Consider the following 19,046-nt stretch of genomic DNA (forward strand, 5'->3'; position numbering starts at 1 on the left):
ATCTGATCCTAACAACAGATTTTCTAAAAGCAAGAAATCTATCCTACAAAAGGCAAAATATTTGACCTATCAATATCCAATAACCTGTATTATAGAAAATACAGATTTTATTGGGGGACTCTATGCCAGTTATCGAACTGCACGTGATGCACGGCTATGATGACATCGAAAAATTACGCCTGTGCGAAGCGCTGACCCATGCGGTACGGATTGTGGTCCCGGCCCCGCCTGAAGCAGTTACCGTAATGATCCACGAACTTGAGCCCGCAGGCTATATGCGGGGCGGTCAGCATCGTACACCTGCAGCCGCTCTGCCATGTCCGATCAAGCTAGTACAAACCTATCTGTCGGCGATGGAAGTCCGCGATATCGATGCTGCCCGCAGCGTGCTGGGTGCAGGCTTTACTATGACCTTCCCTGGGACAGAACCCATGACCGAGCTGGAACAAATGATTGACTGGGCCAAGCCACGCTATAATTTCATCACCAAGTCCTACTCCGGGTTCGAAGCCGTACAAACACCCGGCGATGCTGCAGTGGTATATTGCCATGGCACCTTGTCCGGCGAATGGCCGGATGGCAAAGCTTTTGACGGCATCCGCTTCATCGACCGCTTCGAAGTGACCGATGCCCACCTGACCCGTCAGGACGTCTGGAATGACATCGCAGAAACAAAGGCCAATTCATGACTCAAAAACCAACACCGCAAAAAATTGACCCCATTACGCTGGCTGTTCTTGCTGGCAGGATGGAGCAGATTGCAGACGAGATGGATGCAACTTTGTTTCGCGCCGCTTTCAACCCGATTATCGCCGAAGCACATGACGCGTCCCACGGGCTCTACCATGCCATATCGGGTGATACACTGGTGCAGGGCAAATCAGGTCTGCCAATCTTTGTGGGTGTTATGTCTTTTGCCGTAAAAGCGGTCATCGATAAGGCCGCACAAAATGGTGATCTGGAAGATGGCGATATCTACATCTTCAATGATGCCCACCTTGGCGGAACCCACCTAAGCGATATGCGCCTTGTTAGACCTTACTTTTATGCAGGCAAACTGTTTTGCTACCTTGCCTCTGTTGGGCACTGGCATGATGTGGGTGGCGCTGTGCCCGGGAACTATAACCCCGCCGCAACAGATGCTTTTCAGGAGGCGTTCGTGCTGCCCCCCGTTCGCCTTGCAAAGGCTGGCACGATCCAGACTGACATTGTCGATATCCTGATGCGCAACACTCGCCTGCCACAATCGGCTCAAGGGGATCTGAACGGCCAACTTGGAGCGCTTGATCTGGGCGTCAAACGGCTCGACGAACTGCTGGGCGAATACGGTGCCGACACCGTGCACGTTGCGTTGAGTGCCTTGCAAGATCGCGCTGAAACGCTGATGCGCGCCGAACTGGTGGACCTGCCTGATGGACGGTGGGAGGCAGAAGATTTTCTTGATAATGATGGCATTACTGACGTGCCTTTGAAGATTAAAGTGGCGCTCGAGATTAAGGGCGACCGCATGACCTTAGACTTTGCTGGCACCGCTGACCGCTGCGCCGGCCCAGTCAACATCGCCCTGCCAACTGCTGTCGCCACAGCCTATGTCGCGATCAAGCATATTTTCCCCAGCTTACCGGCAAACGCAGGTGTCATGCGCCCAATCGATGTTAAAATTCCTGATGGGTCGCTTCTGTCCGCCCCCTTCCCTGCTCCCGTTGGCGGCTACACAGAGACCATTTTGCGCATGGTTGACGTCATCTTTGCGGCAGCATCACATGCAGCGCCAGACCGCGTTGTTGCAAACGCTTATGGCACGATCAATGCGCTTTCCATATCGGGTAAACGCGCCGATGGCCAACCTTGGGTCATGTTCAGCTTTTACGGTGGCGGACATGGCGGATCAATTGAAAGTGATGGTCTGAACCACGGCAACGCGCCTATTTCTACCGCCACTATACCCCCAATGGAAATTCTTGAGGCAGCCTACCCTATCATGTTCAAACAATGGGCCTTGCGCCCCGACAGCGCCGGTGCGGGTATGCACCGAGGTGGCATGGGCGCCACTTATGAAATCGAGGTGCTCGAAGAATCTGCTACAGCATTTCTATTTGGTGAGCGTGGCCGCTTTGCCCCCAAGGGCGCCGCTGGCGGCGCTGAAGCAGCAATGAATGTATTTTCCTACGAGCAGGCAGATGGCTGGCACAACCCGCCTATGGCCTCCAAAATGGTTGGGATTAAACTAGAGCGTGGCCAATCAGTGCGGCTCGATACCCCCGGTGGAGGAGGATATGGCCCTGCGGCGAAACGCGACCCGGCAGATGTTGCACGCGATGTCGCTGGAGGGCTGCTGACGGACAGTAACGCCACTCAAAACTATGGCCCAGCCTGGAAAGAGGTGTCCTTATGACTCGCTCAAACCGAATGATTGGCGTCGATGTCGGCGGCACATTCACAGATATTTTCGTATTGGACGAGGCGACTGGCATTGCTGAGGTGGCCAAGGTGCCGACCACGCGGCCTGACCAATCAGATGGCTTTCTGTCTGGCATCAGCGCACGCGTCAAGGATCTCTCCACCGTATCTGTGGTCGTTCATGGCACCACCGCAGGGACCAACGCCCTGCTTGAGCGCAAGGGCGCACGCATAGGCGTAATCACCACTATGGGACTGCGCGATGTGCTGGAAATGCGCCGACGTGACCGACCACGCACGTGGGGCCTTCGGGGAGATTTTACCCCCATCGTAGAGCGTTCGTTACGTCTTGAGGTGTCTGAGCGCACCCTTGCTGATGGTACCATTCGCACCCCTGTAGACTTGGAAAGCGTGCGCAAAGCAGCTCAGCAACTCATTGATGATGGATGCCTCGCCTGCGCAATCTTGTTTGCAAACAGCTATGCCAATGCTAAAAATGAACGTCTTGCCGTGGAGGCCGTACGCGCCATCTGGCCCAATGCTCATGTTTCGGCTTCGTCCGAGATTTTACCTGAAATTCGCGAATTTGAACGCTTCTCGACCACTGCTCTAAATGCATACCTACAGCCTGAGGTTTCTGGCTACCTTGCTCGGTTAGAGACTGCGTTGAAAGATGGCGGTTTTGCCGGTGAATTTATGCTTGTGCAATCCAACGGCGGCGTCATGGATGTAGAATCCGCCGCAAAACTGCCCGTGCGCACAGCCCTTTCGGGTCCAGCTGCAGGGGTCATCGCTGCGGGTTACATCGCTGAAGCCGCGGGTTTTGCGGATGTGATCACCGGCGATATGGGCGGAACGTCATTTGATGTTAGCCTCATCGCCAAGGGCCAGTCTATGCTCTCACCACAGACTTCAGTCGATTTTGGCATGGTAATCAGGTCACCTATGATCGAAATCACGACAATTGGTGCCGGAGGCGGCTCCATAGCTTGGGTCGACAAAGGCGGGCTGCTAAACATTGGCCCCGAAAGCGCCGGATCTACCCCTGGCCCTGTTGCGTATGGTCAGGGCAACACAAGACCCACGGTCACTGACGCTAACGTGGTTCTAGGACGCATCGACCCCGAAAACCCCATCGGGGGCAAGCTAGATCGGCTTGATGTTGAAGCTGCTAAATCCGCTATATTGGAACATGTCGGCAAACCCTTGAACCTTGATGCTTTGCAAGCAGCCGAAGCCATTTTGCGTGTTGCCAACAGCCGAATGGCTGGTGCGCTACGATTAGTCTCTATTGAACGTGGATTTGACCCAAAGCGCTTTGCGTTTATGCCGTTTGGTGGTGGAGGTGCGCTGCATTCAGGGGCGATGCTGGAAGAAGTTGGTCTCGCACGCGCTATCGTACCACGCTACCCTGGCGTGACCTCTGCCATGGGCTGCGTGATAGCAGACATGCGGCAAGATTTCGTCCAAACAATCAACGCAGCCCTAACAGGCATCGACCTCCAAACCTTAACTTCTTTCATGCAAAATCATATTGACAGTGGCTTTGCCACTTTAGATGCTGCTCGCACGCATTTTGAAGGGCGTGATACAGAGTTTACACTCGACATGTCCTATTTGGGACAAACCCATACCGTATCTGTCCCCCTGCCAGTGGTGGTGGCAGGCGGGAAGGTTGTGGCACCTACTGAAAACGAAATTACTGCTGCCTTCGATGCCGCTTATAGTTCAACTTATGGGCGTCTCTTGGAAAAAGGTACACGCCGTGTGATTAATTTAAGGTCGGCAATCATTGGGCGGCGCCCACGCTTTGATCTCGCAACCCTCGCACCCAAGGGTGGTAGTGTTGAGGCCGCGTTCAAAGGAACCCGTCAAGTTCATTTTGCAGACCGCTGGTTTGAAACAAGGCTTTATAACAGGCTCGATTTACCCGTTGGCGCCGAAATCCCAGGGCCTGCAATCCTCGAACAACCCGACACAACCGTGCTCATTGAGCCCGGTCTTATTGGAAAAGTTGACGCCTTTGGTAACACATTGATTGAGAGAGCTGCCTTATGACCCCCTCTACGACCGCCTTGCTGACAATCGACCTTCAAAACGACTTTTTGCACCCCAAAGGAGCGTATGGTCGCGCTGACCAAGGAGCGGAGAGTATCCTTTCTCTTCCGCACCGGATTGCACCCTTAAAAGCGGCTCTAATAGAGGCGGGTGGGATATTTATATCAGCTCAATTCACATTGGTGCCTGGACGCGATGGCGTACCACTCATAGCAGCGCATTTGCAAAAGCTACGCCCCTTTCTAACAAAGGGTGACTTTGCCCCCGGTAGTTTTGGGCACGCCCTTACCGACACCCTAGCGCCAGCTGATTTCACAATTGAAAAAGTAGCCTATTCCGCATTTTACCAGACTCGGCTCGAATATGTTTTACGCGCTATGAAAATTGATACGCTGATCATTGGCGGTATCGTCACCAATGGTGGCGTTGCGAGCACCGTACGCGATGCACATCTGCGCGATATTCATACCGTATTGCTCAGCGATGGCTGTGCCGCTTTTAAAGACGACATGCACGATGCAACGCTGAAATCTCTTGGATCAGTGACAGATATACTAACCTGCGCAGAAGCAATCGATACGATTGGTGGTATCGCATGACCTTACGCAATCGGTTGGTGAGACCACAAATTCTTATTGCTCCAGGTGTCTATGATGGGCTGACCGCAGCACTTGCTACTGACGCAGGGTTTGAGGCGCTGTATCTTTCAGGTGCTGCTGTTGCTTATACTCGGCTTGGTCGGCCTGATATTGGGCTGACAACAGCGTCAGAGATGACTGATACAATGGCTTTAATTGCGGATCGTACGGATCTTCCCGTGATCATGGACGCCGACACTGGCTTTGGAAATGCCTTGAACGCGCGGCGCACAATGCAAAGCTATGAACGTGCAGGCGCATCAGCCTTACAGATAGAAGACCAGGTTTACCCAAAGAAATGCGGCCACTTTTCCGACAAATCATTAATATCATCTGCAGAAATGACAGGTAAGATTTCAGCTATGGTCGACGCACGACGTCATGACACTTTGATCATTGCGCGTACAGATGCGATAGCCGTCGAAGGCTTTGATGCAGCGATTGAACGTGCTGGAGCCTATATCGATGCAGGTGCAGATATGCTGTTCATTGAGGCACCTCGCGACAGTGGTGAGTTAAAAAAAATCGCTGATAATTTTAAAGGACGAGTGCCGTTGCTTGCAAATATGGTCGAAGGCGGTACCACTCCGATCTCATCTGCCAGCACTTTACAAGACATGGGATACGATGTCGTGATCTTTCCTGGCGGGATCGTACGCGCCCTCGCAAAAACCGCGCAGAATTATTACGCAAGTTTAAAAAAAACTGGCTCTAATAAGTCTTTTTCCGACCAAATGCACGATTTTGATGGGCTAAATACAGCGATAGGCACACCTGAAATGATAGCACTCGGGGAACGTTTTGATGGAAAGTCCTGATGTAGCCCCCCCTCCCACCAGCTTTGATATACAGATTGGCACTTTGATCATCGGCGCAGGGGCTTGCGGTATGGTTGCTGCACTTTCTGCCCATGAGGCTGGCCAAGATGTCTTGTTGATCGAGGCAGATGCCGTCCCAACAGGCTCTACCGCGTTGAGCGCCGGGTTAATTCCGGCGGCAGGCACTCGGTTACAAAAGGCCGCTGGAATAACTGATACACCGGCTCAGTTTGTCAAAGACATTCAGGCTAAGGCACATGATGAAAACAACGCTTGCCTCGTTACTGTGATGGCCGAGATGGCGGCACCTGTTATCGAATGGCTTGCAGAGACTCACGCCCTGCCTTTTTCCTTGGTAACTGATTTTGATTATCCTGGCCACGCACGACGGCGCATGCATGGTCTGCCCTCTAGGTCCGGACAAGAGTTGATTGACGCGCTACGATCACGCATCGAAGCACTAGATATTCCACTGATCTGTAACCGACGTGCTTTGCGGCTCTATGCAGCGGTGAATCGAGTGTATGGGGCAGAACTTACTCTGCCAGATGGTAAGACCGAAACGGTAGGATGCGATAGACTGATCTTAGCCTGTAACGGATATGGCGGCAATCGGGAGATGGTCACGAAACATATGCCTCAGATCGACAACGCTGTATGGTTTGGTCATGATGGTAATAGAGGTGAGGCAATTGCATGGGGAGACGCTCTAGGGGCCGCGACACGCCATCTTGGCGCCTTTCAAGGGCACGGTAACGTGGCTCACCCTCACGGTATCTTGATTACTTGGGCCACTATCACAGAAGGCGGATTTCAGGTGAATGTGAATGCAAACCGCTTTTGGAATGAAAGCCAAGGCTACTCAGAGGCAGCGCGTGCTGTTTTGTCTCAGCCTGATGGGGCGGCCTGGACAATCTTTGATAGTAGGATTGCAGGAGTTGCGCGGCAGTTTGAAGATTTCAAATCCGCCGAGCGGCAGGGCGCTGTGATGACCGCGGAAACGCTCGAGGAACTTGCCGTTATGGCAGGTCTTCCGACTGCAGCACTTGTTCAAGCTGTTGTTGATGTTCCCGTTGAAGGGGTTGATGCCTTTGGTCGGGTCTGGGCAGGCAAACCCCGCCTTTCTGCTCCCTTTCACGCGGTAAAAGTGACTGGCGCACTATTTCATACGCAGGGCGGTTTAGACATTATACCTGCAAGCGCCGCAGTACGACTTAAAGACGGTGGACAGTTTGAGAATTTGTTCGCCGCTGGCGGTGCCGCCTGTGGCGTTTCGGGAAAAGGTGATAGCGGTTATTTATCAGGCAACGGCTTGCTTGCTGCAGTTACCTTAGGCTTTATAGCGGGGCGTGGTTAGACAACAGGGATCATTCATCTCTTGTCGCTTCACCACCCGTGTGGAGGCTTTTAGCAATGTCACTACCCTGCATTTCGACTTTGGAGAGTGGGCATGTTAAATTGATCATTGCTTGCGGGGCCGGGCGGTGGATTTGAAAGTTCAATAAGCACTACGTCAATAAGTGCCCATTCACTTTTGGCATCGCCTCCCCGACATGCTTCGAGCACACTGCGCTTTCCTAATTCAATTGGGCAGCCTCAATCATCTAGTCGAGGCAAACGAACGCAACGGATCCTCGCTAAACGAAATCGTTTCTGAGAGGGTAGGATCTAAGTCGCGTCTTTGAAATGGAACGCTCCTCGTCCAAGGCAAGGTGATCCCGTTTCAAGGCTCAGCTCACTTCGGGAAAAAATAATCGGTGTGCGAAGACCTTGGATGCCTTCTGGTGCTATTTGCATAGCACGCGCTTGAGTTTGCGGGTCAGAGAGTGCTTCTGCGACGGTGTTTATTGGGCCGACTGGAACTCCAGCTTTCTCAAGTAGGGCGATCAGTATTTCTTTGGGGTAGGTTGCGGTGCGATCGGTAATGAGATTGCATAGCGTATCGCGGTTTTCGACGCGTGCGGGGTTGGTTGCATATGCCTGATCTTTAGAGAGCTTATCCACACCAAGTGCTGAGCAAAGCGCTGCGAATTGTCGGTCATTGCCGCATGCGATAATTAAATGCCCATCGGCGGTGGGAAACACCTGATAGGGGACGATACTGGGGTGAGCGTTGCCCAAGCGCGTGGGCAGCTGGTCACCGAGTAGAAAGCTTGCGGCTTGGTTGGCCAGAACGCCGACTCCGCAATCGAGTAGGGAGAGGTCAACATGTTGGCCTTTCCCTGAGCGGTCGCGTTCTGCGAGTGCGGCTTGGACACCGATCACCCCATAAAGACCGGCAAAAATATCGATCCAAGCGACGCCTACTTTCTGAGGTTGACCATCAGGTTCGCCTGTTAGGTCCATGATGCCGCACATACCTTGAATGAGGAAGTCATAGCCGGGCTGTGTCGCGCGCGGGCCTGACTGACCAAAGCCAGTGACGGAGGCGTAAACAAGGCGAGGATTCAGGGTAGATAGACTGTCGTAATCAAGGCCAAACTTCTGCAAGCCGCCTACTTTAAAATTTTCTACGAGCACATCAGCGTTTGCGATGAGCGCCTTCAACTTGTCGAGATCTTCTTTATCTGAAAAGTCACAGGTAACTGACGTCTTGCCCCGATTGGCTGCATGAAAATATGCGGCAACTTTTTCCGTGCCGCCATCGGGCAGCTGGCGTTGCACAAACGGCGGGCCCCAGCGACGCGTGTCGTCACCTTCGGGGGCTTCGACTTTGATTACCTCGGCACCCAAGTCCGCCAATGTCTGACCGATCCAAGGACCAGCCAGAATTCGGGCTAATTCGATTACTTTAAGACCCTTGAGGGGCGCGCCGTCGGTCATCAATAAGGCTCCCTATGCGAACGCCTGCAGGTCAGTAATGGCGCGACCAAGGATCAGGGCGTGCACATCATGGGTACCTTCGTATGTATTCACCGTTTCAAGGTTCTGTGCATGACGCATCACATGGTATCCAATCTGAATACCGTTGCCGCCGTGCATGTCACGGGCGTGCCGAGCGATGTCCAATGCCTTGCCACAGTTGTTACGCTTGATAAGCGAGACCATTTCTGGCGCAAAACGCCCTTCGTCAAAAAGGCGACCAACGCGCAAAGCGGCTTGAAGCCCGAGCGCAATTTCGGTTTCCATATCGGCAAGTTTTTTCTGGTAGAGTTGTGTCGCGGCCAACGGTCGGTCGAACTGTTTGCGATCTAAACCGTATTGGCGGGCGCGATGGAAACAGTCCTCGGCAGCCCCCATTACACCCCAAGAAATACCATATCGAGCACGGTTGAGGCACCCGAATGGCCCGCTCATGCCTTCAGTGTTCGGCAAAATCGCTTCTTCGCCAACTTCGACATTGTTCATCACGATTTCACCGGTGACAGATGCTCGAAGGCTAAGTTTGCCAGCTATCTTCGGCGCTGACAGGCCTTTCATACCTTTTTCCAAGACGAAGCCGCGCACCTTGCCTCCGTGCACTTCTGATTTGGCCCAAACTACAAATACATCGGCAATTGGACTGTTTGAGATCCACATTTTGGACCCGACCAAGCGATAACCAGAGTCTGTTTTAATTGCGCGGGTTTTCATGCCGCCAGGGTCAGAACCAGCATCGGGTTCGGTCAAGCCGAAGCAGCCAATATATTCGCCGCTGGAGAGCTTGGGTAAATACTTTTGCTTTTGAGCTTCTGAACCGTAGGCGTAAATCGGGAACATCACCAGCGACGACTGCACGGACATCATCGAGCGGTAACCACTGTCGATGCGCTCTACTTCGCGTGAAACCAGACCGTAGGACACATAAGATGCACCAGCGCCGCCGTATTCCTCTGGCAAAGTTACACCAAGCAAGCCGCTCTCGCCCATTTCGCGGAATATTTCTGGATCAGTGTGTTCGTCCAGATAGGCGTCTTCGATACGCGGTAAAAGGCGGTCAGAGGCGAAGGCACGCGCGGCATCACTTATCATGCGCTCTTCTTCTGTTAACTGATCGCTAAGTAAGAACGGATCAGCCCAGTTGAACGGGATGCCCTTATGCGATGATGTAGACATGATGCCTGCTCCGATTTGATAGGTTATATTATGTATTTTGTGTGGGATATCAGCGTGTATCAGTATATTAAAACGACAAAACTGCATATTAACATGTAGAAAAGGAATGATAATGCGGCAACGTCGTTTCCTCCCCTCGATCAAGTTGCTGATGGCGCTGGATGCCGTTGTGCGCCACAGGTCTGTGACTGTGGCAGCGGCAGAGCTAAACCTGACGCAGAGCACGGTAAGCCGTCTTATTCTGTCGTTGGAAGATCAGTTAGGGGTGGAGCTTTTTACGCGGGAGCGGCGTCGGCTTATTCCGAATACGGCAGCCTTGAGTTACCAGAGAAGTGGTCCTGCTTTTCAGGACAGGTATGCGGCTTGGCTAAGATGCATCTGATTTATGTTCATGCCGCTTTTCGTATCTCCGCATGGCCAAAGTATGCGATGTCCGGTGTTCAAATGTTCTTGGACAGATCAACGCTTATTGTTGTAACTTGCATGGGGTGGCTCCTCTCATATGCAGATATCGACACCTGCAGTATAGCGCATTGCGACGCTGGTTGGAGCAGGAGGCATCCACCCCATCAGGTTTCACGGTAGGGGCAAAAAACCTTTAACAACCGCTCGGGTTTTGAACGGGGTTTTTGGTAGCGTCATAAGAGGTGGCTTGCGAACGTTCCAAAAGGGAGCGTTTGTGGAACAGCCTAGTCATTCACTTAAGAAACTTTCTTCCACTCTGCCACAAGGGTTCGTAGCATTATCCGTGACGCCTCGGCGTCAGCCACGTCCTCAAACTGCGGTTTCTCTATGTACATCAGGATGCGCTCACCCATGCGCTTCCCGACCATCTTGCCTAACCGGTTAGGAAGAAAGCCTGCTGCGACTCGGGCTTTGACCCAAGCCTCAAGCAGTGACGGAATGTTGCCATCTTCATCGTTACACCAAACGTGTTCGAACTGGGTCATGATGAAGTCGAGGATCAGCGGGTCAATGTGACGGCGGTCATCTTTGAAGGGGGCCCTGAAGACGTCCATGACCAGTTCGTAACTGGGCCAGTAGTGCAGATAGCCTTCGGGTTTGCGGGCGCGCATGACTTCATCGATGGCGACGCGCAGAATGGATTTGGAAACCGAATTGGCGGTGATGCAACTTTCATCGCGAAAGGTTGCAATCAGCGGGATTGGTGACAAAGTCATAATGATCTTGGCGTCGGGACGATGTTTTCGAATTAGTTGGTAGATCGCGTCGATATTGTCGCGGTTTTCTTCCACCGTAGAGACGCGGAACAGGTGGCGTTCAGGATCGTAGTATTGTTTTGGAACGGTCCGCCAGAAGACATTTTCTGTTTGCGCGTCGTACCAGACCTCGGATAACCCGAAGGTGAGTATGAAGACATCAGTGTTGTCAAACAGGCCTTTTGTCTGGGTGCGTACGGCTTCGTCATAACCGTAGACTTCTCTGTCGTAACCATGCCACAGAGCTTCGTCGAAAGATTTGTTTTCCCACGCCCATTCGAATTGCTGACGGATGACAAAAGAATTGACCATGCCTTCGCCAATACGCACCACATAGGCATTTTGCGCGTCGGGGTCTTTCGTACTGACGCGGTAGTTGCGCTTGCCCAACCATTTGGAGATGTTGGCAGCGAAGCAGCTGCCGAAGGCGGTAATACGGGTATCTTTGTCAATGACGGGGGCGTCCGGGGCCCATCCTTGAACTACGTAATCGGCGGCTGCTGTGTGCGAAACCATTTGTGTCATATCGGGGTTTTTATTAGGCCGACGTTTGCCTCGGAACCATGGCGAGTGCTGTTCATCGGCACCTTCGACTCTGTCGTGGTAGATTGCATTGGCGCCGTGAAGTCTGACAGTGTACAATTCACCTGCCTTCCGCTGCGGCCTAACATCGGTCTTCTGTTTGCTCATTTTGCGGAATCCAACCTCACCTGTTTTTGACTTCAGAAGTTTTCTTTTAGAAATTCTCTGAAACAGTATTGAACCACCACAGCTTATGCGTTGTACATACGCAAAATCTTGTTTCGACAAGGCATCAAAGCAAGACTTGACGCCAACCCGCCCTATTTTGCGCGTGTGTATTTCTAAATATACGAAGTCGACGCCCGTCAGGTCAAGCGGTTCAAACAGATCAATTTCTCCACCTTCGATGTCGACGATCAGTATGTTTGGCCTAAACTCTCGGATTATCTCAGAAAGCGGTAGTGCAGGGACTTTTACAGCACTCTCGTAGTCGCCTTCTGGGTCAAGCGATGAAGACCAAAATGGCTCGCGCACGAAAAAATCAATTTCTCCCGGGATTCCTGCATCATTCAGTGCAACCGCGTTTTTTACTTTAATATTGGCAATATCGTTCACAGCATGAACGCGCTTTGCGAACTCACAAAGACTAGGGTTTCCTTCAATGCACAATATGTCCTGAACACCCAATTGCTTTGCAAGGAACGTAGAAATGAAACCAATGCCAGAACCTAGCTCGATGACGCGGTGGGTGGCTTTCACAAATTTGGGAAGACCAGAAACCTCGGCTTTTTCATAGCGTCCGCGCCGTAGAGATTCACCAACTTCGGGTGTAACGATCTCTTTGTCGTCAGGTATTTTCACCCCTTGCAACTCAAACATCATTCTTAGTTCTCCTAGTTTTCAAACTTAGTGATATAGTATGGCGTCTGCCAAATAGGTCCAATTTAAGCTTGTGTCAGGCATTCATAGTTTATTAGAGCAGAAAGCGTAAGCTTGCGCTCTTTTCCTACCGTTCCAAAAACCACCGTTTGTTGAACGCATAGAATCCCGTCGGGCCTGTGCCCATCTTATCGAAAGCAGTCATTGGCCCTACTGGTACCAAAAGTCGCTTTATTCGTACAGCCGCCCTTGGTCACGACCGCAGCGAGTGTCCGGTTCCCTTCATGTCGAAATGTGCGCAATGCAGCATTTGTCACTTCCGGCGGCTTTGTTGCACAAATAGTCTCGTATCAGGGATTCATGTTGTAAATCCAGCATGGTAGCTGGCGTCATGAGTAAACCTATCGCCCCGATTTACCGCACGAGGAACTGGCCTGAGTATAACAAGGCCCTGAAGCGACGCGGGTCACTGACCATTTGGTTTAACCCAGAGGTCACTTGGAAAGCTGCGCCTACCGTTGCCCGGCAGTGGTTTGTTTGCAAACCATGAGAGGGGGGCAAACGGGGCCGCCAGCCACGCTATAGCGACGCGGCGATCCAAGCCTGTCTCACGTTGAAAGTGCTGTTCGGAATGCCTTTGAGGCAGGCGACGGGCTTTGTGGAAAGCCTGTTGAAATTGATCGACCTTGACTGGGAGGTCCCAGACTTCAGCACGTTATGTCGGCGTCAGAAAAGGCTATCGGTTACCATCCCGTATCAGGGCTCAAAGGGCCCGCTAAACCTCCTTATCGACAGTACCGGCATCAAAGTTGAGGGCGAAGGTGAGTGGAACGCTCGCAAGCATGGCGGGCCGAAACGTCGGGTGTGGCGCAAGATACATATAGGGATTGATGAAGAAACGTTGGAGATACGCGCGGTCGAAGTGACGAGTAGCAGCATTGGAGACCCACCCATGTTGCCCAACCTTCTCGGTCAGATCACACCAGATCAGAAGATTGGCAGTGTCACAGCAGATGGGGCATATGACACCCGCAAATGCCATGATGCGATTGCGGCCCGCAATGCCCGTGCTGTCATCCCGCCACGCAAGAATGCCAAGCTATGGAAGCCGGATACGCTGGGGGCCAGAGCCCGAAACGAAGCGGTACAGTCCTCAAAGGATCTCGGCCGCGCTCAATGGCGTCGCTTGAGCGGATACCACCGCAGGAGTCGTGTTGAGACAAAGATGCATTGTTTGAAACTACTCGGGCAGCGCCTGGCCGCACGAGACTTTGACCGGCAAGTTGCGGAAGTCCAAATCCGTGCCGCGATACTCAACGGCTTCACCGCCCTTGGCATCCCAAACACCGTTACTGTAGGCTGAATCCGTCAGGGGTCAGGGGAAGCACGCCATAAGGGCGATTTGTGCAACAAAGCCTATTGGGATGGTCCAGCATGTGGTTGAAAAGTGCAGCATATCCATTCTTGGGAAGCGCTTGAAATTGCGAATTAGGGAACGCGCTTGTTTCGTGATTGTTTCGAATTTTGACCCTACGAACAATACTTGCCGGCAGTTCATCGAGTGAAATACCCCACATTTTACGTACATAGCGCTCAAAAAATAATTCGACCAATTCATCGCTCAGAATACTGCGGAGCCATTGCCGTGCCGTCGTATCCTGTGTCAACTGGACCTTCGCCGTCGCAGGGTCTGCAGAGTATCCGATACTTCGCAGACTTTCGAGACTGTCCAAATTAAGTGGAAAAGGCAAAGTAACGTCATTTGGCAAACATACATTTCCTCTATGGATGTAGGGCGTCCATTCGGTAAACCTGCTTAGAAAAGAGACGACGCGCATATTGCTGGTATTGAATAAGTGAGGGCCATAATCACTGACCCTTAGTCCCTCAATTAAACGATCATGGGCACTGCCGCCCAAGTGTGTTTTACTATCGATCAAGTGTACCTTATGGCCAGATTCTGCCCCGATCCGAGCGTATGTCGAACCGGCAAAGCCGGCGCCAACGATTAAAATGCGCACAGATGGGCACCTTCTTTAAAAAAATAAGTACCAATACTATAAACCTGATACATTTTAATAGTATATCAAACTCGGCCAGAAGGTCAAACGGGTGTGTGTTTTTTGGCCGGCAGAAGACTAGCTCCTGAACCATCAGATAAAATCTTGCAGTTGTGTGTTTGATCTGTGTCGGAAACAGCACTTTCAAAAAAACCCTTCCTTACAGTTTGGAGTATACGGTGCGCCTTTCAGTCCGAACCCATTTTTTATACACGACTTTACAGCCGTGCGATCTGCTTTTGCAGAACTAGGTGTTTGATCCCATGGTTTGATGGTGCGATCTATTCTTTGGAATGGAAGGAAGCATTGTGGGACAAATACGTCATGGCTGCGCCACGACTACGCACGCCATCAGAGCAACAATACAGCGATCGCTAGCTACGACCGCAGCTTTGAGTCGAGAACTTGGTATAAATGTCAAAACGGTCTCCAAATGGCGCAAGCGCAAAACTGTAGAAGACCGCAAGACTGGCCCCACGGACCCCAGTTCGACCGTTCTCAGCGCCGGTGAAGAGGCGATGATCGTCTCTTTTCGACGTCATACGCTCCTACCGCTGGATCACTACGACAAGCATGATCAGGTGCACACCCATCTCGCAGACTTCATAGCGGCCTACAATTTCGCTCGAAGGCTGAAGACGCTCAACGGCCTGACGCCGTACGAATACATCTGCAAGATAGGGACTTCAGAACCAGAAAGATTCATCGTTAATCCGATCCCACAGATGCCGGGACCGAACACCTAGCGACGACGTTCACCCGCGGAAAAAATCGATCAAGAACCCTCAGCGCTTGACCACCCGCCCGTCTCTGATACGAACTGTGGTGGGGGGCCTGTAGCTCAACTGGTTAGAGCAGAGCGCTCATAACGCTTTGGTTGCGGGTTCAAGTCCTGCCAGGCCTACCAAATATCATTTTTAATCCTTGTCAGAAAAGGGAAAGCATGCTCAAGCCTTATAAATAAGCAATATAACAATATGACAGCACGCAGCCCCAAGAGGTTGCAAAGGTCAGAATGAGGTGCCCCGGTCGCCCCCCCCCTTTTTTGGCGGGGTCCGGCCGTAGAATTCAGGCGGTTGTTTTCAGTTTCATTGCGGGCGTGATGCCGCCGATGCCCATGTTGGGTCTCTCGTTATTGTAAGTCCAGAGCCATGGCGTGGCCTGCTCTTGTGCCTCCTCAATCGTTTCAAAGATATCCTAGTTAGTGGCGGAGATGAGCCAAAAACTTTCCAAATTCGCCGCAGCGACATGCGGGATACTGGAAAGAGATCAGTGTCATGCGTTTCGTAGAGCAGACACAAAACGAAACGCCATCGCGCATTTGCTATGGTCACTGTGGGGCAGCTTAGAAGGCCAGATCTGCTCTAGGCAGTAGATACCCAAAAAGAAGCAAATTGAATCCTAGGGTGCCTCTGTGAGTCAGTGGCGCAAACGTGAAGCGCACTCACGCAAGTAGACGTTTCGTAGCGGGGCCGGCAAAGGAATGGCTCTCTCTGCTGTTAGAATAGTGCTCTATGATTTACTTGAGGAACGAGCGTGCCCCCAGCAGCCCAGCGTCCCGTCACAATGTCTGACGTCAGCGCTCAACCGACCGGTTTTCTAACCCTCGGACGAGGCCAGCATATCTCCCGCATAGGCGTCCATCACTTCTGCACCGAACTCCTCAGCACCTTCGCCGCGAAGTGCTGAAATATGATCGATGGCATCATCGCGAACCTTGCGGCTCGGATAGACAGTTACAATAGCGAAACGGTCCAAGTCAGCATCAACGAGCATCGAATGTTTTGCTCCCAGAGCCAAAAGCCCCGGAAAGTATTTTCGACGCATAAGTTCTGTCACATGCACCATAGTCTCTGTTTCGCCAGTCATTCGCCAAGTCGAAATTGTTACAAAACTCATTTTGACCCCCTCCATCACAAGCGATTATAGCACAATTTTACATGCTGATCTTTCCAAACCTCGGTCATCGAATATGGCGGTTAGGAACCGTTGCTTGGGGGTCGTTTTGCAACTCTTTCGAGCGTGGCTGAAAGCAAAGTGAACCACTACCGGCCGAGGCCGGTAGCATCGCGATTGGAATGTAATTCCAGATACTGCAGGATGACATCGTCGGTGACATTTCCTGACGTTATCGAGAAATATCCACGGGCCCAAAACCGCCTTCCCCAATAGCGTTTGCGCAACTCTGGGAACTCCATCTGAACCCGCCGCGACGAGCGCCCTTTGATCCGCTGCATCACCTTGGACAGCGCGATCTGTGGCGGGACAGATATGAACATGTGGACGTGGTCAGCTGTCAGAACACCCTTCACAATATGCACGCCCATCTCGGCACAAGACTGTCGAATGATATCGCGGATCCGTTCGCGCATCGGCCCACGCAAAACCTTATGTCGATATTTCGTCGCCCAAACGACGTGATAACGGTGATAAAATCTGGTATGTGATCCTGTAGAATAGGCCAAAAAATCGGTAGTTTATCTCTGTTAGGTGGAAAGCAAAAGGGCCGAGCAAGATCAATTTGGACGCCCACTGAAGCACACAAGATATCCACTTCGCCTTGACTGTGAACAATGCCGGTGCAGCGGTCCAAAATCTGGCAAACACTCTTTCTGGGGAACTCTGGGCCCAAGGGTCCCGTGAGAGATGCTACCAATTCTCATACTTTGCTTTTTCTTGCTCAGCAGGGATGAAAAGGGGTCGCGCAGCGTTCTTTTAGTAATAATCGCGGGATATTCAGGCCGGTCGGCGGTCCCGCCAAACGCAAAAGATCATGGAAAACTGATCATCTTGATCAAATATGACGAGTACAATTACTAATTTAAACTTCCTAAATGGAGAGCTTTAGATGGCAGTCGCTTGGATAGTTCTAGTCTTTCCCATAGGTCTCTTGGTGGTCGGGGCCATCAGGTTGCGTGAGACGATCATGCCCATCACACTACCTGAATGGGCAGAACGAACGGCGTTGCTCGGCATCGTTCTGGCCGCATATTCGGCTGTGCACGTCATCGTTTTCGGACCAACAACATCACCCGTTCTAGGGTTGGGGCACTTTGGTTTTTCGGTGCTGCTAGATCCTGTGTCAGTCATATTGTTGCTGCTGACCAGCATTCTTGCGTGGGTTATTCTACGCTTTTCAGCGACACACCTGCACGGAGAAGCAGGAGAAGGGAGTTTTACATTCTTTGTTTGCTTGACGCTGGCTGGCATCGCCTTGCTGGTGACGTCTGGGAACCTCGTGCAATTGGGCCTCGCCTGGGTGGCGACCGCGATCGGCGTGAACCGACTTCTTATTTTTTATTCGGACCGGCCCGGGGCTCGGCGCGCCGCACGTAAAAATATCATTTTCGCTCGGGCTGCGGATATCGCGCTGGCGGTTGGTCTGCTGCTTCTTTACAGGGCTTACGGCGTGTTCGATATCGCCGCCATCAACGCGGCAGCGCGTACAGGTTTCGTCCCGCCCGCGGCGGTTCTGGCCGCGGCATGTCTGGCCGTCGCGGCAGTCTTGCAGTCGGCACTTCTTCCAGTCCAAGGGTGGCTGATAGGGGCTATTGAGGCCCCTACCCCAGTTTTGGCGCTTCTCCATGCTGGTGTCGTCAGCGCGGGCGGTTTTTTGTTGATCCGTTTTTCCGACGTGATGCTCGGCGCTCCGATCATCTTGGCCGCTCTCGTTATTGTGGGGGGCTTCTCGGCTCTTGTGGGATCAATTGTCATGTTGACGCAATCGGCCGCAAAGACCGCATTGGCCTGGTCCACAGTATCGCAGATGGGCTTTATCATGCTGCAATGTGGCCTAGGGCTGTTCCCACTAGCCTTGCTGCACATCTTTGCGCACGCGCTCTACAAGGCCCACGCATTCCTGATTGCAGCCCAAGCGGGTCACGTAATCAGTGCGGCGCGGCGGCTCGGCCCTGTCGCGCCCGCCTCAGTCCGCAATGTGGCGCTGGCAATGGGGATCGCAATCACTCTCTACGCGCTTGTCGGGCTACCGCTTGGCCTCGTGGAGAAATCCCCACAGGCGGTGGCGCTTGGAGCAATCCTTGTGTTCGGCGTCGGGTATCTCGTTGCACAGGGCCTCGCGGATGCGGCGCCACGTGAGTTGGGTATGGCGACTGCACGGGCCTCGGTCCTGTTCGTCGTCTCGTTTTTAGGCTTCCAATGGGTTGCCCAGACATTGACCGCGGGGACATTGCCACCGACACCACAGGCCGGCCCGCTAGAATGGATGCTGATCATACTAACTCTATTTAGCTTCACGGCGGTCACTGTGCTTCAGGCCCTGTTGCCGCTCTGGTCCGCCCATCCTGCCGTTCGCGGTCTGCGTGTCCATGTCACGAATGGGTTTTACTTTAATGCGCGGGCGGATCGTTTCGCCGGTGCTTGGAAAACCGACACTCGAACTAAGGATACCTGAAC

General features: G+C 52.5%; 14 protein-coding genes, 1 tRNA gene and 4 pseudogenes. 12 read left to right on the plus strand and 7 right to left on the minus strand.

The window, feature by feature from the left end; all coding sequences use genetic code 11:
* Nucleotides 1-122 precede the first annotated feature (122 nt).
* The 6 genes from OAN307_RS18185 to OAN307_RS18210 are packed head-to-tail and all read left to right on the plus strand — an operon-like array spanning nt 123 to nt 7,271.
* On the plus strand, nt 123-689 hold the full coding sequence (locus tag OAN307_RS18185) for a DUF4440 domain-containing protein (RefSeq protein ID WP_015501040.1): 567 nt from the start codon (nt 123-125) through the stop codon (nt 687-689).
* Entirely contained in the window at nt 686-2,395 is a 1,710-nt protein-coding gene (locus OAN307_RS18190) for a hydantoinase B/oxoprolinase family protein (RefSeq protein WP_015501041.1), read from the plus strand. The genes OAN307_RS18185 and OAN307_RS18190 overlap by 4 nt, the downstream gene beginning before the upstream one ends.
* A complete protein-coding gene (locus tag OAN307_RS18195) occupies nt 2,392-4,458 on the plus strand; it encodes a hydantoinase/oxoprolinase family protein (RefSeq protein WP_015501042.1) in 2,067 nt (688 codons plus the stop codon). The genes OAN307_RS18190 and OAN307_RS18195 overlap by 4 nt, the downstream gene beginning before the upstream one ends.
* Nucleotides 4,455-5,057 (plus strand): cysteine hydrolase family protein, encoded by a 603-nt coding sequence (locus OAN307_RS18200; protein ID WP_015501043.1) that lies wholly within the window; start codon nt 4,455-4,457, stop codon nt 5,055-5,057. Before OAN307_RS18195 ends, OAN307_RS18200 begins: the two co-directional genes overlap by 4 nt.
* Nucleotides 5,054-5,914: an isocitrate lyase/PEP mutase family protein gene (locus OAN307_RS18205; RefSeq protein ID WP_015501044.1), complete on the plus strand. Its 861-nt coding sequence runs from the start codon at nt 5,054-5,056 to the stop codon at nt 5,912-5,914. The genes OAN307_RS18200 and OAN307_RS18205 overlap by 4 nt, the downstream gene beginning before the upstream one ends.
* A complete protein-coding gene (locus OAN307_RS18210) occupies nt 5,901-7,271 on the plus strand; it encodes an FAD-dependent oxidoreductase (protein ID WP_015501045.1) in 1,371 nt (456 codons plus the stop codon). Before OAN307_RS18205 ends, OAN307_RS18210 begins: the two co-directional genes overlap by 14 nt.
* A gap of 311 nt (nt 7,272-7,582) precedes the next feature.
* Here OAN307_RS18210 and OAN307_RS18215 read toward each other — a convergent pair whose 3' ends face one another.
* Both OAN307_RS18215 and OAN307_RS18220 read right to left on the minus strand, forming a co-directional pair.
* A complete protein-coding gene (locus tag OAN307_RS18215) occupies nt 7,583-8,737 on the minus strand; it encodes a CaiB/BaiF CoA transferase family protein (RefSeq protein ID WP_044043990.1) in 1,155 nt (384 codons plus the stop codon).
* A gap of 12 nt (nt 8,738-8,749) precedes the next feature.
* Nucleotides 8,750-9,949, minus strand: coding sequence for an acyl-CoA dehydrogenase (locus tag OAN307_RS18220; protein WP_015499949.1), 1,200 nt, complete (start codon nt 9,947-9,949; stop codon nt 8,750-8,752).
* Between the two features lie 112 nt (nt 9,950-10,061).
* Here OAN307_RS18220 and OAN307_RS18225 point away from each other — a divergent pair, with 112 nt between their 5' ends.
* On the plus strand, nt 10,062-10,331 hold the full coding sequence (locus OAN307_RS18225) for a helix-turn-helix domain-containing protein (protein WP_083903236.1): 270 nt from the start codon (nt 10,062-10,064) through the stop codon (nt 10,329-10,331).
* A 319-nt stretch (nt 10,332-10,650) separates the two neighbouring features.
* Here the strand turns inward: OAN307_RS18225 and OAN307_RS25530 are convergent, their stop codons facing one another.
* Entirely contained in the window at nt 10,651-12,573 is a 1,923-nt protein-coding gene (locus OAN307_RS25530) for a GSCFA domain-containing protein (RefSeq protein WP_015501047.1), read from the minus strand.
* Between the two features lie 388 nt (nt 12,574-12,961).
* On the opposite strand from OAN307_RS25530, the pseudogene OAN307_RS18235 reads away from it, so the two are divergent.
* Nucleotides 12,962-13,933 (plus strand): annotated as a pseudogene (locus OAN307_RS18235) (IS5 family transposase).
* Here OAN307_RS18235 and OAN307_RS26925 read toward each other — a convergent pair.
* A complete protein-coding gene (locus OAN307_RS26925; RefSeq protein ID WP_015501048.1) occupies nt 13,920-14,591 on the minus strand; it encodes a UDP-galactopyranose mutase in 672 nt (223 codons plus the stop codon). The pseudogene OAN307_RS18235 and the gene OAN307_RS26925 sit on opposite strands and share 14 nt — an antisense overlap.
* A 347-nt stretch (nt 14,592-14,938) precedes the next feature.
* On the opposite strand from OAN307_RS26925, the pseudogene OAN307_RS31680 reads away from it, so the two are divergent.
* The 3 genes and pseudogenes from OAN307_RS31680 to OAN307_RS18245 form a co-directional block, all read left to right on the plus strand.
* Nucleotides 14,939-15,190: pseudogene (locus OAN307_RS31680) on the plus strand (IS481 family transposase); the annotation flags it as partial.
* A pseudogene (locus OAN307_RS31685) lies at nt 15,191-15,376 on the plus strand (IS481 family transposase); the annotation flags it as partial.
* 84 nt (nt 15,377-15,460) lie between these two features.
* A tRNA-Ile gene (locus OAN307_RS18245) sits at nt 15,461-15,537 on the plus strand.
* A 161-nt stretch (nt 15,538-15,698) separates the two neighbouring features.
* Here the strand turns inward: OAN307_RS18245 and OAN307_RS28365 are convergent.
* The 3 genes and pseudogenes from OAN307_RS28365 to tnpA form a co-directional block, all read right to left on the minus strand.
* Nucleotides 15,699-15,824, minus strand: a pseudogene (locus tag OAN307_RS28365) (IS3 family transposase); the annotation flags it as partial.
* Nucleotides 15,825-16,229: 405 nt separating this feature from the next.
* Complete coding sequence (locus OAN307_RS18250; RefSeq protein WP_015501049.1) at nt 16,230-16,529, minus strand: hypothetical protein; 300 nt, start codon at nt 16,527-16,529, stop codon at nt 16,230-16,232.
* Nucleotides 16,530-16,675: 146 nt separating this feature from the next.
* Nucleotides 16,676-17,095: an IS200/IS605 family transposase gene (gene tnpA / locus OAN307_RS18255; protein WP_015501050.1), complete on the minus strand. Its 420-nt coding sequence runs from the start codon at nt 17,093-17,095 to the stop codon at nt 16,676-16,678.
* Nucleotides 17,096-17,478: 383 nt separating this feature from the next.
* Here tnpA and OAN307_RS18260 point away from each other — a divergent pair, with 383 nt between their 5' ends.
* Complete coding sequence (locus OAN307_RS18260) at nt 17,479-19,044, plus strand: proton-conducting transporter transmembrane domain-containing protein (RefSeq protein WP_015501051.1); 1,566 nt, start codon at nt 17,479-17,481, stop codon at nt 19,042-19,044.
* Nucleotides 19,045-19,046: the final 2 nt, after the last annotated feature.

Source organism: Octadecabacter antarcticus 307, assembly GCF_000155675.2.
Classification (GTDB): Bacteria; Pseudomonadota; Alphaproteobacteria; order Rhodobacterales; family Rhodobacteraceae; genus Octadecabacter; species Octadecabacter antarcticus.

What these genes read in the sequence shown, in the direction of transcription:
- OAN307_RS18185 (WP_015501040.1), top strand. Translation starts at nt 123, where the DNA reads ATGCCAGTTATCGAACTGCACGTGATGCACGGCTATGATGACATCGAA.
- OAN307_RS18190 (WP_015501041.1), top strand. Translation starts at nt 686, where the DNA reads ATGACTCAAAAACCAACACCGCAAAAAATTGACCCCATTACGCTGGCT.
- OAN307_RS18195 (WP_015501042.1), top strand. Translation starts at nt 2,392, where the DNA reads ATGACTCGCTCAAACCGAATGATTGGCGTCGATGTCGGCGGCACATTC.
- OAN307_RS18200 (WP_015501043.1), top strand. Translation starts at nt 4,455, where the DNA reads ATGACCCCCTCTACGACCGCCTTGCTGACAATCGACCTTCAAAACGAC.
- OAN307_RS18205 (WP_015501044.1), top strand. Translation starts at nt 5,054, where the DNA reads ATGACCTTACGCAATCGGTTGGTGAGACCACAAATTCTTATTGCTCCA.
- OAN307_RS18210 (WP_015501045.1), top strand. Translation starts at nt 5,901, where the DNA reads ATGGAAAGTCCTGATGTAGCCCCCCCTCCCACCAGCTTTGATATACAG.
- OAN307_RS18215 (WP_044043990.1), bottom strand. Translation starts at nt 8,737, where the DNA reads ATGACCGACGGCGCGCCCCTCAAGGGTCTTAAAGTAATCGAATTAGCC.
- OAN307_RS18220 (WP_015499949.1), bottom strand. Translation starts at nt 9,949, where the DNA reads ATGTCTACATCATCGCATAAGGGCATCCCGTTCAACTGGGCTGATCCG.
- OAN307_RS18225 (WP_083903236.1), top strand. Translation starts at nt 10,062, where the DNA reads ATGCGGCAACGTCGTTTCCTCCCCTCGATCAAGTTGCTGATGGCGCTG.
- OAN307_RS25530 (WP_015501047.1), bottom strand. Translation starts at nt 12,573, where the DNA reads ATGATGTTTGAGTTGCAAGGGGTGAAAATACCTGACGACAAAGAGATC.
- OAN307_RS18250 (WP_015501049.1), bottom strand. Translation starts at nt 16,529, where the DNA reads ATGAGTTTTGTAACAATTTCGACTTGGCGAATGACTGGCGAAACAGAG.
- OAN307_RS18260 (WP_015501051.1), top strand. Translation starts at nt 17,479, where the DNA reads ATGGCAGTCGCTTGGATAGTTCTAGTCTTTCCCATAGGTCTCTTGGTG.